Below are 18,897 nucleotides of genomic sequence, written 5' to 3' on the forward strand. Positions count from 1 at the left end.
TGCGGACCGGTGGTTCGTACCCCGTTGCCGAATGGCATTACAATGCCCTTTTTGGAAAATCCCGATCTTGCTTGGTGCGAGATCAACGAAACGCTCGTCTTCCTCGACATCTCGAAAGACCGGTATTTCCGCTTGGCCGACGATCAAAATCGTGAGGCGCTTGAAGCAATCGACGGTTCTGCATTTGGGCGCTGGCACCAGCCTGTGAGTTTGACTGCACTGTCAAATTGGACGCCGCCAGCCCGATCGTGCGCCGCCATCGGCGTCGGCTCTTTCCAGCTGGCTGAAGTGGCGCGCGCCCTTTGGGTCCAGCGTCGCGTCGAACGGCGGCTTGCAAGGCAGCCATTTGGCTTGGTCATTGGCGATTTTCGCCGGGTGAGGGACACACGCGCTGATAATGCGGCTGTTGCCAGCAACATCGCTTCGGGCACCATCTGTGGCTTTGAACATGCCCGTCTCTTGCGTACAGCGGCCGAGCGCTGCCTGGCCCGTTCGCTAGCATTGTCGCTATGTCTGGCATCGCGCGGCGTTCGCGCCCATGTCGTTCTCGGGGTCAGGCTTGCGCCATTTAGCGCTCATTGTTGGGCGCAGGCAGGTGACGAGGTTTTGAACGACAGTGTCGAGGAGGTGCTCCGCTACAAACCCATCCTGTTCATATGAAAGCGCTTCGCTTTGTTCTGGCTGTGCCATTTCAGCAGCCTCAGTTTTTACAGAAGATCGAAGCTGCCATCCAGCTCGATCAAGTCTGCGCCGGAGGCCCGCGACTTTGGACTGACGATGGCGTCCCCATTATGGATTTGGGGGATGCGGGACAAATAGTAGGCGTCGTATTTTCAAAGACGTCGAACACACAGGTTCATCGCCTTCCGCCTGATGCTCCGGTGAACGATAGCCCGGTCACGTTGGCGGCTTGGCTGATGCGCACATGCTGGGGTGGATATGTAGCATTTCTGGCCGATCGCACGACCGGCGCAATAGAGGCTATTGTCGATCCGTCGGGCCTGTGTCCGGTATATCGCGGCTATAGTTCCACCCATATCATTATCGCATCCCATCCAGACCTTCTCAGAACAGCGGTCGATGCGCCTCTGGCCGTGTCCTGGCATGCTCTCCATTCCCATTTGTCCCGGCCCGAACTTCGGCAGCGTTCCACCTGTCTTGTCGGTATCACTGAACTTCCGCCGGGCGAATTGGTCCGGATTGAAGCCCGAATTTTGGCAGGCAAAAGAATCTGGCGTCCGGACGATTTCATGCCCGGGAAAACGACAATGACGTTTGACGAAGCAGCCGAAGAACTCCGAGCCATCGCCATTCAGACGATCGGCGCGTGGGCGAAGATGATGGGGCCGGTCGCGATAGCGGCATCGGGTGGCGTGGATTCCTCGTTCATATGCGCGGCGCTTAAAGCCAATGGCGAACAATTCACATGCGTTACAATTTCGACCGCCGATGCAAGCGGCGACGAACGCGCTTTTGTCCACATGCTTGGCGATCATCTTGGCGTTGAGACGATATCAGCGATTTACGATCCGCAGGCGATCGATCCGCTGCGCGGAGTATCAGCCGGGCTGGCGCGTCCGACCCGTAAAGCCTTCATGGCAGCACTCGATACCGCGCTGTTCCAGGCCGGTCAAAGTGTTGGGGCAGAGGTGATTTTTGACGGCAATGGCGGCGACAATCTGTTCTGCTTCCTGCACTCCTCTGCGCCTGTTGTCGACCGGCTTCGGTGCCAGGGCGTAGGTCGGGGCTTTTTTTCAACCTTCATCGATATGTGCCGCGTGACCGGATGCGATATGCCGACAATGGCGCAAGCGATGTTGCGGCGACTGGGCCGGTTCAAAGAATTGCCAGGCTGGCCTGCCGATTTAAGTTTGCTGGCAGGCACAACTGAAGATTTAGAGGAAATCAAACCGCTCACACCCTGGCTCCGGACAGACGTTGGCCGACACAGCGGAAAGCGCGATCATCTGGCACTTATCATGAAGGCGCAACATTTTGTGCATGGCCTCACAGCCTGCGGGCTACCTCGCTTCTCGCCGTTAATGAGCCAGCCATTGATCGAACTTTGCCTTAATATCCCAACTTGGGTGTGGCCCGAAGGCGGCATCAACCGGGCGCTTGCGCGATCGGCCTTCAATACCGAATTGCCACGCAATATCCTCACGCGGACATCGAAAGCAGGACCGGACAGCTTCATCCGGCGAAGCTTTGATCAACACCGGCCCACGATCCGTAATCTTCTAATGGACGGTCTGCTCGCACAGCACGAAGTCATCGACCGCGCGGCTGTGGAAGATGCGCTAACAACGGATGTCATCTCTGGCGGTGATATCGTATACCGGCTGCTGGATCTGGCTGAGGCCGAAAGCTGGGCGCGATCATGGCAGAATTGAAGCGGCATTCTCGCATCTCAGCTCTACTGCCTTGGGTGCATCTTTCATTGCCATCCACCGCGCATATTGACCCGCCTTAGCAGGATCGCAGCTGATCTGCCGCATGAGCCAGAACTGGAACCATTCTGTGTACCGCTCATATGTGGCCTGCCGGTGCGCGGGCTGATATTTAACATGTGGTTCGCCCTCCAGCACATAAAGCTCGATTGCCTTGCCGCGATGTTTGTACAATTCAACCACATCTAAACCACCCTCATATTCGCTGTCGGGAGATTGTATGAGGATGGGAACATTGATCCGGTCGACGTTGAGGACGAGTGACAACGGTCTCCAATGATCTTCGGCTCCGGGCTCGAAAAATCGGTAACCGATATCGCGTCCATATTGCGTGAAGGTCGGGCCAGCGGCGAGCGGAAATGCCGACATATCTTCGCAGCACGTTCCCAGAGCCGCTACTTTGAATAGCGAAGAGTTGATCAGGGCCCATTGTGTCGTCGCCGTTCCGTCACTGAAACCCGTGATTCCAATTCTGCTGCTGTCGACAATGCCGGTATTGACCGCGTGCTCGACTGCCATCACTAACGATGAATGGACGTTGCGCCGGTCTATCCACTCAGCCCGGTTCGCCTTACCTAACTGGAGTTCGGATTCGCCGGCCATTGCTGCCGGTACGAAATCGGGTCGGGCAAAGCTCAGTACAGCGAATCCCTTGGCCGCGAGTAACTGGACAGGAAATTCGTTGCCCGTGCTGCCGCGCAAAAAACCCTGGCTGTGATATTGCACGACCACCAGCGGATGGATGGCACCTTTTGTGTGAAGCGGAGGCCGGAGCAGATCGGCATAGCTTTCGACGCCGTAGCTGTTGCGAAACTTGAAGCGCTGGGTTTTGCCCAAAATTATCCGGCCAAAGGCCGGATTGGGATCATGGATCAGCCGCTCGCGACCCGTGTCAGGATCGATGGCAACCAGTCGTCGTGGTCGCAGCGCACCTTCGCGCGCGCAAATCAACTCCTTTCCGGCCAATTCGCAACCAACCAGCGCGTCATCTGTAACCATGATCCGGCGCGGCGCCGTGGCGCCGCGTTTCCAGCGCAAAAGGGCCGTCTGGCTTCCTCCCCATCCAGTCTTCTGGATCGCATAAACGCTGCTGCCGTCAACCGACCACCATATTTGCTTCGTGCCGCTGCAGCGCTCCTCGCACCTTAGAATTCGTCCATCGGCTTGCTGTACGGTCAGCCCTGTCGGGCTAAGCAGTTCGAGTGGACGGAGCGGTTGGCGCCAGGCAACAGCACCGTCGCTGCCTTTCGCAAAGCCCCTGGCATTTTGCGGCACGCCTTCTGGCCGTTCGGGCCTGAGCCTCGCAATTTCGGAGAGCGTCGATTGTCTTATCGTGCCTGTTTCAAGCGCAACTGTATTATATTCATAACTGACTGGTTCGATCGGGATGGGATAATCGGCTTTGTCAGGCGCAAACCGCTCGTCGAACAAAAAGCCGCTTCGTGCTTCCTTCGCTATGGCCTCGGCCTGTACGCGGATTCCCGGACGTGTCGCAACGACCAGCGCCTCGCCGCTTTCGGTCCAGGCAAAATCGTCAACATTGTCAGGCATTCCGGTTGCACGCGACGCAGGTATTTCGCCTGCACTATCCACCAGCCAAACCTGCGATGTTTTTCCCTCCTGCTTCAGAAACCCGATGCGGCGTCCGTCAGGTGACCAGCGCGGCGTGATCACCTTTGCCGACCCCGCCATGACCGATACGAACTTGCGCAGTTCGAAATCATTCCTGATCAATACTCCGCCCCGGTCAAGTTCCCGCGGCTCGTTGGCAGCATCGACAGGCATGACCATCAGCTTCTGGCAATATCGATTTTCCTTAGCATTTGCCCGACGAACAACGAAGGCAATGTCCTTGCCGTCCGGCGAGATGCCGAACGGGCTAGGTGTTTCATGAGGGTCAGATCGACCGATATCGGCAAGACCAACGAGATCGCTGACTGTTATGAGCCTCGGCGCGCTAGCGCGGATCTCGGGTCGGTCGAAGATAGCACATGGGTCCGCAAGCGTCGTCGGGATATCGGCGGTCGGTACGATGGTCCTGGCGACAAGCGCTGCAACCAGCAAAATCATTACCAGTGCCTCCGGATCCCGATGGCAATAAAGCGACCGATGGGCGAAAAATTGGTGGAATCATATGGCGTGTCGGTGGGCCCGGTAGTCCGGATGATCTCAGGCTTGTCGTTCAGGAGATTGTTGATTGTCACCGACACCGAAAGACCAGCATCCCTGTCGCTTCCCCCGATTATATCGTAGCTCGCGCCAACATCTACGGTTGCACCGGGTTTGAGTTGGCGCTCAATAGCAAATCTCCGGTCCTTCAAGGCTCCGGTGAAATTGAGCGCCGATGTCAGCATTAGCCCATCGGCCCGGTAATTCGCTGCTGCCCGCAGCCGGAATTTTGGAGGATTGAAGACGGTGCCGGATAGCTGAACGACCGGAAGCTCTGGCGTCAGAAGCTGACTGCTTTCGAGCCAGCTCGCGTCAACATCAAGTCCAAGTCTGCCACGCCCGAGTTCGCCATTCCAGGAAAGCCGTGCATCAAGTCCCCTTATCGTCTGGGCAGCAACATTGATGTTTCGGTTGTCGATAAAAGCTATGACATTTGCTGGATTATAGGCGCGTCCAGTGAAATTCTGGAGACCTATCTGCGCGCCTGCAATCAGCGCAGAAAGCTCGGAGGCAGTCGGCGAGAAGTCGATGAGCGTCGCAAATCCGGGGTTCCTGAATGCTGCCGCAATCGAACCCGCGATTGGCCGAACGACGCGGTCGCGGTAACGGATATCGTAGTAAGTTGCAGAGACGGTCAAACCCTCAAGAAACTGAGGACGCAGTTCAAACCCTGCCGTCCAGCTTGTTGCGTGTTCTGGTTTCACATCCGGGTTGCCGCCAGCGGTATAGAAAACAGTATTCGTGCTGGACCCAGTTCCGAACGCAGCCCCCGGCAGCAGTATGGCTTCATACGGGATATATTGCTGGTAGAGAGTGGGAGCTTTGAACGATCGTGCCCAGCTTGCCCGCAAGGTGAGTTCCGGGATCGGCGCATAAATCAGCCCCAGACGCGGTGTCGCAAGACGGTCAAGCCCTGGATAATCTTCATACCGCAGCGCTGCGGATACGCTGAGCCTGTCGACGCCGCGAATATTGAGGTCGGACGACACGAACGGAAGGTTCAGTTCGCCATATGCATAGCGGCTCCGGCGCGTCACATCGAAAGCGTCAGAGGGCGTTGCGTTCACAAGCTGGGTGTAGCCAAGACTGTTTCTCCGGAACCCGCCGCCAATCGCCAGCCGGGCATCTCCTCCGCCAAGCGCAAAAAGCGGTCCTTCGGCGCCGGCTTCGAACGCAGTTATGCCATTGCAATAGCAACCGTTGGCTACCCTCGCCGTTCCTGTAACCGGCGTTGTCGTCGTCGAATAATATGTCTGGTCACGGCCGAACACACCCAGCAATTTTGCCTGCCAGCCAGAACCCAGGTCGACCTCGATCGATGGCGCGATTGTGTAGGTCTCGGCCTCGGGCTCGATAAGAAACTGGGTAGTAGGGCTTCTGCTTTCGGTCTGCGACTTGCGTCGCGCATAAAGCGCGTCGACTTTCGCCACCACATTTTCGCCCAATCTTTGGTGGGCGGAAAAGGTCACTGCATGGCGGTTTAACGACGGGTAGAGCGTAGCATTGGGATTGAGCGCCGTCGCATAGGAGCGTTGGCGAGCTCTAATCTCCGAATTGCGTGCGAAGTCATACGCTATGAGAAAGCCGCCACCATTCCAGGTCTTGCCACCCACGATGGAAGCTTGCTGCCGGAAATAGCCCCCGTCTGTGCTTCCACCGATCTGCGCTGAGGTCGCAACACCGTCGAAGTCACTGCGCAGGATGACGTTGACGACACCGGCAACTGCATCAGAACCGTAAAGCGCCGATGCCCCGTCAGGGACCACTTCAATGCGATCAAGCGCAGCTAGCGGAACAGCCGAGATATCGACACCGCCAAAGGCGGAATCATAAGGCAGACGGTGCCCGTTCAGCAGAGTCAACGTCGCATCCGGCCCAAGTCCGCGCAGATTTGCATGAGAACCCGAATTGATATTGTTGTTGATGAGGCCGCCGCCGCTGCCGACCCCCGGATTTTGACCTCCGCCGAAATTCTGTGGCAGCGAGCGAATGGCCTCGCCCAGGTCGATCTGTCCGGCAGCGACAATAGAAATCTGGTCAAGCGTGATCACGTCGCTGGCAATCGCGGCACCCCTGATGCGCGAGCCGGTTACGACGATATCGCTGCCCTCGTCGGCAGGCAGTTGCGCTTCGTCTTCTTGTGAAGTTTGCATCGGCTCTTGGGCGAAAATGGTTTGCGGCAGCATTCCGGCTATGATGGTTGCGAGCGCGGCGGACATGATGTGGCTGTAATTTGGCATCGACTTCTCCCTGAAGGTGTCAGGCGGCCCTTTATCGAGCTCGCCTTGCAGGGGATGACGCACACCAGCGGATTTACCTTAGTATCATATGAAACTATTTCTGATTTTGAGTGATCGGCCGGATTCCGGGATTGTGGCGTGGTCGCTCAGGCAGGCCCGGACATGCGCCAATGCTTTCATCATGTGATATTCAACGCCAGCCAGCGATATCCCCAGTTCCCCCTGAATTTCGCGATAAGCCATGTCGTCGAAGCGGTGCATGACGAAAATGGCGCGTGTGCGCTCGGGCAGTCCGCCCAGCGCCAGCGCTAATGCAGCTTCGAGTTCATCAGCTTCGATTTGATGTTCCTGATCGGCGGGACATCGGCTTTCGACCGGTTCTGCAGATGCGACCGTAACGATCTTGCACCGCTGTCGGCGCGCTTGGTCGACCAGCAAATTTTGCGCTATCCGGTGCAGGAATGCGCGTGGATTTACGAGCGTCGAAAGCTGTCGGCTGGTGGCGGCACGCAGGAATATGTCCTGTACGAGATCGTTTGCAAATTCAGGCCCAACTCTTTTTGCGAGATAACGGACAAGTCCGGCGCGTTCTTGCCTGAACATTGCGTCGAGCGGGCAAATGCCGCCAGGATATTTGGCCGTCGGGTCAGCAGCCCCTTTTGGCGAACCTTGAAATTGTGACATGTAGCGATCGCATTGGCGCAACCGTCGAAGCCCGGTTGGCTAGCCGGGTCGATCGATCTCCATCGCTGTGCCGCCGTTCGGCCTTATCAGGCTTTGTCCGGTACGGCCGCCCGTCCATTTGCCGGACTGGCGTGTTTGATGCTTGGCGGATTTATCCCGCGCGACCTACGCCAGCTATCGGTCTGCGCAGCTACATTCTGGCGAGGCGGGCAATAATTGGCAAGCAATGGTTCGAGCATGCTACAACATCGATTTCGAACAATGTTGAACAGGTAGCGGTCAAATCCAAATAATTCTGAAGTCGTTGCAGCCCTTTGTCCTAAAATTGCGACCGGCGATGGTGATATGCACTGCGATCCCGGCCAGCGTCTTTGTTAGACTATTGTACGTTAGGATTGCGCCAGTTGGACGAGAGTTGCGACGCTGCCAAGACGACGGTCATGATATTTGCCCAACATGATACTCAAGTTGCTGGAATTTGCAGCCAGCTCCCGCTCCAACTCATCCAGCTCCTGAAAGCAGTCGGGAAATAAATGTGGTTCCCATCGGCGGATGGTGTGCATGCGATCGCCAAGCGAATGCAAAGTTTCGGTAAGGACGGTATTGGCTGATCGTAGCGCGATGACGCTAAAAAGCGCTGCCACCCGCCCGGCATAATCCTCAACCGAATGCGCACTATGAGGAACCTCGCCCGTCTTGACTGGATTAAGCAGAGCAAAATCGAGAAGCAGTATGTTGAACTCGAGCATATCTCGCAGCTTATTCTCGCTGATGCGCGGCACGCGGTAACCTTCACCCGGCTTCATTTCAACCAACGCTTCGCCAACAAGGCGGTTCAGGCAGTCCCTGACAGGGGTCATGCTGACCCCGAACTCGTCAGCGAGCCGAAGTGCCTCGAGCCTCTCGCCCGGACGCCAGTTGCCCTGCATCAGTCCCCGTTTCAGATTCTGGTAGGTTGGCTCGAGTACATGGGCAGGACTCACGCAACGGCTCGTCGCGAACGCGCAAATTCGTGGACTGCTTCCTGCTGATCTGGTCGCAGCGCATCGGTGGCCCTGGGATAGGCAGGTACGCTGTCTTTCAACAATATCGAAGGGCACTGGCCTTCAAAATTGCCAAGATTGGGGCGGTGCTGCGCGTAGCCTGCAAGGCCAGCAAGTTCCGGCCCGAAGGTCTTGGCGATTTCCGGTGGATAGGCCAGCCACGGATTTTCATAGGGCTTTAGCCAGCCTAGACTGTAACCGATGACGATGGCCCGCCTGACATCGTGAGACAGGTTTGCGCCTGCACCATGGACCGTCGAACCGAGAAAACAGATCGCAGACCCAGGATCACATTCGGCCACCACTGGCTCGCCGAGTTGTTCCAATGAAGTGATTTGAATGCGATGCGTACCTGGATAGATCCTCGTCGCGCCATTGAATTTTGTAAATCGCGAGAGCGGCCAGATGACGTTGACCAGATATTCATGCTCCCCCTTGGCGCCGCTCCACATATCATGATCGCAATGCGGGAACTGCTCGATTTCGCCAGGATGAATTTCGATGGCTTGCGCTACGTTGAGCTGGATGCGCTCGCATGCCCCGCTCAATATGCTGTTCGCGATGCCAAGCACCGTCGGCTCCATCACCAGCCGGGCGGCATGTTCGGATCTGCGAAGCAGGCTCCCGAAGCGCTTGGTGCGATAACCATAAAAGTCACCATCGCCCAATGGTGTTTGGATGAAGTCACTTTCCAGATCGGCTTCAAGCGCTGCAAGGACTGATGATGGGAGCACATCAGGTATCACGCAATATCCGTCACGCTCGAGGCTTTCGCTCCACGACGCTGGCATTGCAGCGCCCATCATTGCATTGCCCCAACATTGGCCAGATGGAAATCGGTCGGGGCAAATATTCCCGCTGCTGCCAAGTCATCAGGCGTATCGACATCAACTTCGATGTGAAGCGCAAGCAGGCATTCGCCGTCGATATGGCGCGCAGGCCCTAATGCGCGGCATTTCCAGCCGAAATCTGCAATCTGCCGGTACCAGGCCAAATTCGCCACGGCCGTGTAATCGGTGACACTATGTGTCAGTGCGTACTGGACAAGAGCGGTCACGAGTTGGTTTCTCGCGATGCGGCGCTCAATCCGGTCGAGGGTCGGTTCGATGCAGAACCGAGTTATCTCGCGGATATGCGAACCATTTGGGATTTCATAGTCGCACAAGGCGGGGAACAGATTGCCCAGTATATGTGCCTGGTCGGTGCGCAGCAGGCGAGCGGATGCACGGTGGCTGCCGTCATCAGCTGTGAGGATCAGATAATTGGCGTTCGGCGTATCAAACTGGTCGATCTCGTATATGTCGTTCAAGACAGGCACATCCCACTTCAGGAGATCGACGAAAACGCGTTTTCGCGCTTCGAACATATTGCGGACAGCGGTATCGGCATACAGTTCTGCGGAAGAGGATGTAATAGGAGGCATGATGATCACCAGTCTTGTTGAAGATGGAAATCATCACACCAGCGCGAGCGACCTCGCGATATACCAAGAACTGGGGATGCACGCGAGCAGGAGGTAATGTTGGCGTTGTCTGGCGGAGCGCTGAAACCGCTAAATCATTGGTATTTTCGCCATCCGAAAACATCGCCAAAGCCAATCAGTCCATCGAACAGCGCGCTGACGATAAGCGATTGTTTGCAGTGCACATCATATCTTTCCCGCGCCATTTTGAGGTGCTGGATGACAGTCTCGGTGCTTATGCCAAGGATGGTTGCAGTTTCTGATGCCGTTTTGCCGCGTGCCGTCCACAAAAGACATTCACGCTGGCGATCGCTGAGTTTCGCTGCCGACGCGCTTGCTGCCATTCCACTGAGCTTGAGGGCACTTGTGAGCGCCAGAGTACCGACAAGCTCTGCCACGATGAGCCCTTGATTGGGTAGATTTCCGTCGGGCCGAACTACAAAGGAACAGGTTCCAGTTGCACTCCCCGGCAGATGCCGCGGGACAGTGTAGCCATCACCGATTCCGCATTCGCGACCGACTGCAAGCATTTGCCTGTCGCCGCGGGTCATGGGGATCATATTTTCGATATTGTCCCAAGTGAAGCCTGCAAAGGATTTGTCACAGGCCCGCCTTACCGGATCCCTGCCGGCCAGGTCGAAGTTAATGTATACCTTTGCCCATTCATCGGGATAGTCATGAATTAGGACTTCGGGAGGTTGTTCGACGCTCATCCGCGCTTCCAGCGAGAGCGCAAAATGATCGAACCCCAAGCTCCTTGACGTTCGTTTAAGAGCTTCTCCGAGTCCTGAGGGAGTTTCTATCTCGACCAGTTCTCTGGCAAATTCTTCGGCAAAAGATAATCGCATGCATTGACCGTTCGATGTGGTCCAGCCCTTCCCAATCTGCTGTCCTCCGATCGCCTTGTTGATGCCCTGAAGAACGGTTCCAATCCATCTTGCGAGCCATTGCAGTTAAAGCTCGGTCTTTGCCGACAGAAATCTTGCGTTTCGATTCAGCGAAGGGCCGATGACCGCTTATTATCAGAAAGGCTGGTCACCAGGCTTGCACAAAATGGGCTTTGAATAGAAAGGGGGAAATGCACATAAGTGCGATTGTCTACTTTGTTTGGACGTCACCGACGCACCTTTGGTGCTGCATTGTTCCTTTGAGCAACAGCCGGTAACCACCATTCACGAGATGGCGCGCCTCGTTGATGAGCCGTTGCGTCTGGCGTCTGTGCGATGATGACTTCCATTCTATCGCGCGACCGAAGTCCGCATCGCGGTATATAATTTTTTGAGCGATGTCCCTCATTGTAGTAAAATCTTTATCGGGGCGCCGCATGGCGTCGAGAATGTTCAGTAAAAGGGTTAGCCGGTGTGTCTGATAAGCGGTCGGGTAAAATACAGTGTGAGATTTTGCACGGCCGGTTGGTGCCGATGACATTTCGAATGCTTCGGCGGCAGCAAGGCGAGTACGAAACCATGGGTCGCGTGGGATGAAGTAGCCGCTGCCCCCAGAATATGGCGGCGTTATCAACAAGCGATGGCGCCGGTTCCGGTTTTCCAGCACCAGATGCCTGCCCTCGCTGGTAAATCTGTCCTGTAGCAGATCGTAATGTTCCAACATGGGTTGGATTGGGACCTGTCCGGAATCGCCGGGCTTGTTCTGAAAAATGATCACCGAAGGTGCTTCACAAGGGCGCCAGATTGCTGGGTTTTCGCAGGAACTGAATGCCGGCGGAAAGGCGAAACTCCAACCCCCATGATCGTGCCATTTTCCTGAAATCCGGTGACTCGATATCAGGAACCGGGCCTTTGCATAAGCTAACAAATTGAGCTTGATAATCTGTATTCCGCCTCAAAAACTCTTGGGCGAAATCCAGAAAGTCGAAATTATCAAAGCTCTTCTCGCTGTCTGCTGGCATTGATCGCACCTCTGTTCGGCAGGGGTGCTAATGAAAACCGGGTGAATCTTCGCTTCCAAGATCGGATTATCTCCATCCCCAGAACTTGTAAGCCACTGAACTTGGTAGACCTTAACGTCACTTGCCTTCACAAGGCTGCTTTTTGTAGCAAAGGGATTGACTTGTCTCGACCAGCTCAAGAGGTCGATCTGTCAACTGGCATATGAACCGGCACAGATATACCAAATATTGTACATATTATCTCTATAATTCAGCGTATACAACCGGCATCAAAACCGGTAAGAGGGCATATGGATATCGCCAGCATGGAGCCTATGGTCCCGGAAGAAGCGTCAAATGCGCTGGAGGACGAAGTCGTCACATTGATTGCCGAGGCAAACCAGCTTGCCGGCCGTATCCATCCAATCATGCGCGACTCGATTGGCGATCTCGTTCGTTCGATGAACTGCTATTACTCGAACCTCATCGAAGGCCACGACACGCATCCGCGCGACATTGATCGTGCGCTTGCCAACGACTTTTCCACCGAACCCAAGCGGCGCGAACTCCAACAGGAAGCGGTGGCGCACATCCATGTCCAGCGCCTCATTGATTCAGGCCGCGATCCCGATGTGTGGCCGGCTTCCGCTGCGTATGCCGCGTGGCTGCACGAAGAATTCTGCTCGCATCTACCGCCGGAAATGCTCTGGGTTATCCAGCCGGGAACAGGTGAGAAATTGCCCGTCATCCCTGGCGAGTGGCGGACCCACGATGTTGAAGTGGGTCGACACTTGCCGCCCGAGCATGACGATCTGCCGCGCTTTATGGCGCGCTTCGATCGTGCTTATGATGCGCCTCCCCTCAATATATTCCGGCAAATCCAGACTGTTGGCGCCGTGCATCATCGGTTCTTGTGGATACACCCGTTTCTCGACGGCAACGGGCGGGTTGCAAGACTGATGGCGCACGCACTGTTCAAGCGTCTTGGGATCGGCACGAGCCTGTGGTCGGTAGCGCGCGGGCTTGCGCGCGAGGAAGAACTGTACAAGAAGCTGCTTTCCCAGGCCGATGGACCGCGCGAAGGGGATCGTGACGGTCGGGGGAATCTCACGCAGCGCGGTTTGATCGCGTTCTGCAAATTCTTTCTTGATCGCTCGATCGACCAGATCCGCTTCATGAGCGGCCTGCTCGAACCTGCCACTTTGCTCACGCGTATCGAGATCCATATCGAAGAAGAAATCCGTTTCAAGCGGCTACAGCGCGGAAGCTTCCCTGTCCTGCGCGAAGCCGTGTTGGCGGGCGAGGTCGAGCGGGCCAAAATCCCCATGCTGACCAATTATGAGGAACGTGGCGCGCGTAATGTTACAGCCGCCCTGGTCGAACGCGGCATGTTGACGGCTTCGTCGCACCGGGCGCCATTACGCCTCGCCTTTCCTGCCGACGTTGCCGAGCGCTGGTTCCCCAACCTCTATCCAGCCAATGCAGGGACAAGGTCATGAAAGATATCGTGGTCCAGCTGATCCGCAGGTTTGTGCCAACCGCCGCGCAGCTTGGAGATTGGGAGTTTCTGAGCTCAGCTGCCAGCGGCAAGCCCGTTGGCTGGCATGATCTGGAGGATTTCCGCCGAGTTCTGATTCTCGCAGATCCTGGTGCTGGCAAGACATTCGAGGCACTCGACCGGGCAAAAAAGATCCGAGATCGAGGCGCAAAATCGTTCTTCATTCGTATCGAAGCCATCAACGCAACTTTCGAGACAGCATTCGAGGTCGGGACCGCCACCGAATTTGCCGAATGGCTCATATCGAACGAGGAGGCCTGGTTCTTCCTGGACTCGGTCGATGAGGCCCAGCTGGAAACACCGCGCGCACTTGAAGATGCGATCCGGCTATTCGGTGCACGAATTCATGATGCGCGTGAGCGCGCGCATATCTTTATTACAAGCCGCGAGGACGCGTGGAAAGCGCTGTCAGACCGCAGTCTGGTCAAACAATATCTTCCCTTTGGCGCACCTTCAGATGAAGCGACCGCCGAGACCGAAAACGACGTTTCGGCGCCACCGGACTTGCAGGTGTTCCGGCTTGCCGGGCTGAAAATTGATCAGATCAGGCTTTTCGCCGGACATTATGGCGTTGGTAATGTCAGCGCCTTTGTTGCAGCGATCGAACGCGGCAATCTCATGTCGATGGGCGAGCGTCCGTTTGATCTCAAGGCCCTTATCCGTAAATGGCAGGCAGACCAGGCGCTTGGCGGACGACTGGAAGTACTCCAGCGCATGATCGAACTGCTGCTTGCGCCATTGTCGTTGGAATCATCGCTGCCGAAAATCGATACCGACAAGGCGCGTGCGGGGGCAAGGTCGCTGGCGGCTGCGGTGACTTTGACCGGCCGGAACATCATCTGTCTGCCGGACGGTTTATTGAGCGCCGATCGCATCGAACCTGCAAAGGTGCTGCCCGATTGGTCCGAAGCTGAGTTGGCGGCGTTGCTGCGTACCGGCATATTCGACGATATCGTTTATACCAGTGTGCGGTTCCGCCACCGCGAAATTCGCGAACTGCTCACCGCCGAATGGGCAGCCGAGTTGATGAGCAGGCCCGAAGCACGCACAGACGTCGAAGCGTTGTTCTTCCGAACCCAATATGGCGAGGAAGTAATCGTTCCGCGGATGCGACCGACCCTTACATGGCTGCTGCTGCTGGATGAAACTGTCAGGGACCGTGCGCTAGCACTGGAACCAGAGATTGCCACCGAGGGAGGCGATCCCTCGCATCTTCCGCTTCCGGTCCGTCAGGCAATGCTGACCGAGATCGTCGAACGCATAGCGGCTGATAAGGAGTGATAGACATCATGGATAACACCGCCATCGAACGCATTGCGGCACCCGACCTTTCCTTGGATGCTATGGCCTTGCTTGCAGAATATGGGGACAATGACGATGTCGTCTTTTTCCTCGGTCGCCTGGTCTGGCAGGGTGAAATGGCGGAATGCCTTTCGGCCCTTGCTGCGATTGCGGGTGACCCTGCGCGTGGACATTATGCGCGGATTGCATCGATCCGTGCGGTGATGGCGGTTGGGGATGAGGCGCAGCAGAACGCGCTTTGGGAGGCAATCATTGGTCATGATGGGCTTCTGGACCGGCGGCTGATTGCGGAGCTTTTGGAGTGGGCCTCGCCTACATTGCGCAGCGTGGACCTTTTGCTGCGCTCGCTTGACCGGCTTGAAGCGCATGAACGCTTCGAGGTAACGGGCCTCAACCAGGCGATGCACGAGTTCATTGATCGCTTGCCCGTGCTGGCGGATGGCGTGCCGGATCAACTGCTCCCAAAGCTCGTTTCCGGATTGAACGCGTTGCTGGACCGCCAACCCTATATGGAACGTGGTGAGTGCCATGTTTCGGAAGAATTCGCCTGGGCCATGGCCCCGGCGGTTCATGCCGTTGATCGGCTTGTGGGCGCTCGCTCGGCGGGAGCACTGGAAGGCGACAGCATCGCAATCCTTCACAAACTGCCGGCAGTGCGCTTCTGGCGAGGTGATGATGTCACGGAATATCGAACCTCCCTTGGCGAGAATGTGCCGCGTTGGCGCGTACTGAACGAGCTGCTGTACTGGACGAGTGTAGCCGAGCGCCGAGCGCATCTGGTGAAGAAAGGCGAGCGGATGGTCGATGACTGGCAGATCGCATTCATGCATCCCTTTTGGCGATTTACGGAAGGCGATTTCGATCTCTGCCTTGCATGGGTCGAAAACAAAGCTGATCTCGATGACCGTCTCGTCGCGCTGTCACGCTGCCTGACACTTTTTGTGGAAGCCGGCCGGCCCGCCGCCTGGCTGGAGCAACTGCATGCAGCGGTGGCAGGACAGCGAGAGCTCGAGGCGGCACTTGATGCCAAGATGAATCCAAAGCTGTCGCCTGCGGTCAAAAAAATGAACACAGAGCACCGGAAATGGGAAAAGCAACAGAAGGTAAAGGAAGAAAAGGAACAGCGACACCGCGCCGACTGGATCATGGCGCTGAAAGCTGATCCTGATCGCGTCCGGCATCCTGCTGGTCTGAAGCCGGGCGAGTTTAGCCGCGATCATTACTATCTTATGACGAGTGTGCCTGACGGAGGCATGGCGAACGATCGCGGGGGTGCAGATTGGCGCACCTTGATTCCGGAATTCGGTGAAGCGGTTGCCCGTGCCTATCGTGACGCGGCGGTTGCCCATTGGCGACATTATCGCCCGGGGCTTCGCTCCGAAGGTATCGACGCGGGATCGACACCCTATGCACTTATCTTCGGCATGGCGGGCATCGCTATCGAGGCGAGCGAGGCCGAAGATTTTCTGGCGGGGTTGACGCCGGACGAAGCACGTCACGCATTGCGCTACTTCATCTGGGAACTAAACGGTTTCCCCAGCTGGTTCGAGCCGCTCTATCGCGCCCATCCGGGAATCGCGCTGGACGCTGTCAGGAAGGAACTTACCTGGGAACTTGAACACAGCGCTACAGAAGCGCCGATGCATTATGTCCTGCACGACTTTCTCTACCATGCGCCTTGGGTCCATTCCATAATTGCTCCCCTGATTTTCGAGTGGCTTGTCATGCATGAAATGCCCAATCAGGATAGCCTTCGCTACTGCCTGAATATCTTGACGAGCGGCGGCCTTGCGCCTGCAGATCTTGCGCGTCTTGCCGAGGCAAAGCTACACGGTTCGGTGCCCGAACAGCAGCGGCCGCGCTGGCTCGCTTTGTGGGTCGACAACGAACCCGCCGCCGCGATCCCCGCTTTGGAGGCATCACTGGAGAATATGAGCGAAGCCGATGCGTCCAACTTCGCACAGCAATTCATTGTTGCCTTGCTCGGTGATCGCCACGGAACCGGCAACAAGTCCGGAGCCTATCGGACTGCAGAACATCTCAAAAGCCTTTATCTTCTGATGCACCGCTTCGTCCGTGCAAAGGAAGACATCCAACGCGCTGGAAATGGCGCTTATTCGCCAACCTTGCGCGACCATGCCCAGGACGCGCGCAACAATCTGTTCAATATGCTGTCCTCGGTTCCGGGCCGGGAAACCTATGCGGCAATCAAGGCCTTGGCAGACGAGCATCCCGAGCCGGGCTATCGCAAATGGATGGCGCGCCATGCACGCGCTCGAGCGATCGCCGACGCGGACGAAGCGCCGTGGACCGCCGAGCAGGTTCATGCCTTCGCGAGCAGATTTTAGCGATCAGGGAACTGCGATGCAGCATATCTTCTATTCCTGGCAGGCCGATACGCCAAGCGCGACATGCAAGAATCTGATCGGTCGCGCGCTGCAGGACGCGATCGACACGCTCAATGCGGACGCGGAAATCGAAGGGGCGGATCGACACGAAGATCCCCGCGCCGCCATTCTCGATCATGATACCGCAGGCGTACCCGGATCACCGCCGATCGTTGAGACGATCTTCAGGAAAATAGACGGGGCCGCTATATTCATTTCGGATCTGACCTATGTCGCAGAGCGCAGGGACGGACGCCGCTCGCCCAACCCGAACGTGCTGTTTGAGCATGGCTGGGCCTGGAAATCATTGAGTTGGCGAGCGGTGATTTCGGTGATGAACATCGCGCATGGCGACCCGAAAAATCATCCCCTGCCGTTCGACCTGCAGCATTCGCGAGGGCCTATCCTTTTCGATTGCCCCGATGATGCAACGGTTGAACAACGCCGGGCCGCCCGCGCCGGCCTTGCAAAGGCGCTTGTCCCTAAGTTGCGGGCCATATTCGATGATGATGTTCTCAAGGCTGCGCGCGTGCCGGCCGCACCGGTCGAACCTCATCCGCACGATCTGGAACTGGTAAAGCGATGGCAGGCGTTGCTCACGGAGCCGGTCCGGCGCTTCCTGCGCGAGCAGAATTTCGGCGATGTCTATGTTCGCAAGAATGTCGATGCGCTCCACGAGATCAACGACACATGGCGTGGTGCCAAATTTGAATTTGATGATCCCGAGTTGCAGCGGGCTTTCCAGGAATTTCTTGCCGCCAATGCGCCCTTCTGCCGGCAGCTCGTCGAACGCACCTACGTGCTGGACAACAATGCCGCGTTGGCAAGCCCGAAAACAACGGTCGACCAGCAACGCGGAATTCAGCAATCCACGTTCAAAGCGATTGAACGGCTCAATGAACTGGCGACGTTACTGAACGACGCTATTGACGCATTTGAACGGCAGATACGGGCGCGGATCCGCCTTCCGCTCGAACCCAGCAGCAGACGTGCGCCCGAGATTGACCCACGTTGGGATTCTGCGCGCCAGGGGCTCGTCAAGCTCGCGACCGATCGGACCATCGGCGGGGTTCCAAGAATCGTCAGCCGGCCATGCTTCGTTATGATGGTCGTGCCCCTCGCCGCCTTCGAGGGAGAGCGGCTCGCGCCTGCTTCGGTCACAGAGGCACAGCTGCGTTTCCCGCCCGACCCGCATATTCGCATAGAGGAGGGATCTGATGCCCGCCAATGGTGGGTGTGTGCGCTTCCCGAGAGCAAAGGCGGTCCCAATCCGGAGACGGCCTGGCTTGCGCGGATCGTCCGGCCGGGTCTGCTCGAAGCGCAGGTGAATATCGGCGCGCGCATCGATGATGACAGCGATATCATTATCGACGGTGGATGGCTCGAACGGCATATCGTCGGATGGTACGAGCGTCTCTGTAGGGGACTGGCGCCTTTGGGTCTGGCCGGACCCGGAATTGTCGGGCTATCCTTGCACGGCACGGAGGACGTGATCCTTATGCGTTCTCGTCCCGGCGGACGGAAGATCGTCATGCCTGAAATTCATTTGGCGACACTTGAAGTCGCCGATCTCTCTGAACCCATCGCGCCCGCGCTGCAGGAGGCCTTCGATATCATGTGGCAAGCCTCGGGATGGCGGGACGGATCGCCTTCCTATGGAAGCGGCACATGGTCTGGCTATAGCGCTCATGACGCCAGCGCGGCACGCGGTTGA

Annotated in this window: 16 protein-coding genes; 7 read left to right on the forward strand and 9 right to left on the reverse strand. The window is 56.9% G+C overall.

Annotated elements, in window-relative coordinates:
* The first annotated feature begins 9 nt into the window (after window positions 1-9).
* Complete coding sequence (locus tag EUU23_RS10680; RefSeq protein WP_160354102.1) at window positions 10-660, forward strand: lasso peptide biosynthesis B2 protein; 651 nt, start codon at window positions 10-12, stop codon at window positions 658-660.
* The gene (locus tag EUU23_RS10685) at window positions 657-2,393 is read left to right on the forward strand and encodes an asparagine synthase-related protein (RefSeq protein ID WP_218939592.1); all 1,737 of its coding nucleotides are present in this window, start codon (window positions 657-659) and stop codon (window positions 2,391-2,393) included. The genes EUU23_RS10680 and EUU23_RS10685 overlap by 4 nt, the downstream gene beginning before the upstream one ends.
* On the opposite strand, the gene EUU23_RS10690 is transcribed toward EUU23_RS10685, so the two are convergent.
* The 3 genes from EUU23_RS10690 to EUU23_RS10700 all read right to left on the reverse strand — a co-directional run bounded on the left by EUU23_RS10690 (window position 2,379) and on the right by EUU23_RS10700 (window position 7,543).
* On the reverse strand, window positions 2,379-4,520 hold the full coding sequence (locus EUU23_RS10690) for an Atxe2 family lasso peptide isopeptidase (protein ID WP_160354104.1): 2,142 nt from the start codon (window positions 4,518-4,520) through the stop codon (window positions 2,379-2,381). The two genes, EUU23_RS10685 and EUU23_RS10690, sit on opposite strands and share 15 nt — an antisense overlap.
* Complete coding sequence (locus EUU23_RS10695) at window positions 4,520-6,859, reverse strand: TonB-dependent receptor plug domain-containing protein (protein WP_160354105.1); 2,340 nt, start codon at window positions 6,857-6,859, stop codon at window positions 4,520-4,522. The genes EUU23_RS10690 and EUU23_RS10695 overlap by 1 nt, the downstream gene beginning before the upstream one ends.
* A gap of 84 nt (window positions 6,860-6,943) precedes the next feature.
* Window positions 6,944-7,543 (reverse strand): RNA polymerase sigma factor, encoded by a 600-nt coding sequence (locus tag EUU23_RS10700; RefSeq protein WP_160354106.1) that lies wholly within the window; start codon window positions 7,541-7,543, stop codon window positions 6,944-6,946.
* Here EUU23_RS10700 and EUU23_RS10705 point away from each other — a divergent pair.
* Window positions 7,537-7,836 carry a hypothetical protein gene (locus tag EUU23_RS10705; RefSeq protein ID WP_160354107.1) on the forward strand — a complete coding sequence of 100 codons (300 nt, stop codon included), beginning with the start codon at window positions 7,537-7,539 and terminating at the stop codon, window positions 7,834-7,836. The genes EUU23_RS10700 and EUU23_RS10705 overlap by 7 nt on opposite strands.
* Before the next feature lie 96 nt (window positions 7,837-7,932).
* On the opposite strand, the gene EUU23_RS10710 is transcribed toward EUU23_RS10705, so the two are convergent.
* From EUU23_RS10710 to EUU23_RS10735, 6 genes are all read right to left on the reverse strand, one after another.
* Complete coding sequence (locus EUU23_RS10710) at window positions 7,933-8,526, reverse strand: GntR family transcriptional regulator (RefSeq protein WP_160354108.1); 594 nt, start codon at window positions 8,524-8,526, stop codon at window positions 7,933-7,935.
* On the reverse strand, window positions 8,523-9,392 hold the full coding sequence (locus tag EUU23_RS10715; RefSeq protein ID WP_425505112.1) for a phytanoyl-CoA dioxygenase family protein: 870 nt from the start codon (window positions 9,390-9,392) through the stop codon (window positions 8,523-8,525). Before EUU23_RS10715 ends, EUU23_RS10710 begins: the two co-directional genes overlap by 4 nt.
* Window positions 9,389-10,009, reverse strand: coding sequence for an acyl-homoserine-lactone synthase (locus tag EUU23_RS10720; protein WP_160354109.1), 621 nt, complete (start codon window positions 10,007-10,009; stop codon window positions 9,389-9,391). The genes EUU23_RS10715 and EUU23_RS10720 overlap by 4 nt, the downstream gene beginning before the upstream one ends.
* Before the next feature lie 134 nt (window positions 10,010-10,143).
* Entirely contained in the window at window positions 10,144-10,896 is a 753-nt protein-coding gene (locus tag EUU23_RS10725) for a LuxR family transcriptional regulator (protein WP_160354110.1), read from the reverse strand.
* A 250-nt stretch (window positions 10,897-11,146) separates the two neighbouring features.
* Window positions 11,147-11,713, reverse strand: a complete 567-nt coding sequence (locus EUU23_RS14305) for a DNA -binding domain-containing protein (RefSeq protein ID WP_160354111.1) — start codon at window positions 11,711-11,713, stop codon at window positions 11,147-11,149.
* Between the two features lie 10 nt (window positions 11,714-11,723).
* Complete coding sequence (locus EUU23_RS10735; RefSeq protein WP_160354112.1) at window positions 11,724-11,957, reverse strand: transcriptional regulator domain-containing protein; 234 nt, start codon at window positions 11,955-11,957, stop codon at window positions 11,724-11,726.
* 290 nt (window positions 11,958-12,247) lie between these two features.
* Between EUU23_RS10735 and EUU23_RS10740 the strand changes: the two genes are divergently transcribed.
* The 4 genes from EUU23_RS10740 to EUU23_RS10755 are packed head-to-tail and all read left to right on the forward strand — an operon-like array spanning window position 12,248 to window position 18,897.
* Entirely contained in the window at window positions 12,248-13,435 is a 1,188-nt protein-coding gene (locus tag EUU23_RS10740; protein ID WP_218939593.1) for a Fic family protein, read from the forward strand.
* Window positions 13,432-14,775, forward strand: a complete 1,344-nt coding sequence (locus EUU23_RS10745; protein ID WP_160354113.1) for an NACHT domain-containing protein — start codon at window positions 13,432-13,434, stop codon at window positions 14,773-14,775. Before EUU23_RS10740 ends, EUU23_RS10745 begins: the two co-directional genes overlap by 4 nt.
* Before the next feature lie 8 nt (window positions 14,776-14,783).
* The gene (locus tag EUU23_RS10750; protein WP_160354114.1) at window positions 14,784-17,144 is read left to right on the forward strand and encodes a hypothetical protein; all 2,361 of its coding nucleotides are present in this window, start codon (window positions 14,784-14,786) and stop codon (window positions 17,142-17,144) included.
* Between the two features lie 16 nt (window positions 17,145-17,160).
* Window positions 17,161-18,897, forward strand: coding sequence for a hypothetical protein (locus EUU23_RS10755; RefSeq protein WP_160354115.1), 1,737 nt, complete (start codon window positions 17,161-17,163; stop codon window positions 18,895-18,897).

The sequence above is a fragment of the Sphingorhabdus profundilacus genome (genome assembly GCF_009769755.1).
GTDB classification, from domain to species: domain Bacteria; phylum Pseudomonadota; class Alphaproteobacteria; order Sphingomonadales; family Sphingomonadaceae; genus Sphingorhabdus_B; species Sphingorhabdus_B profundilacus.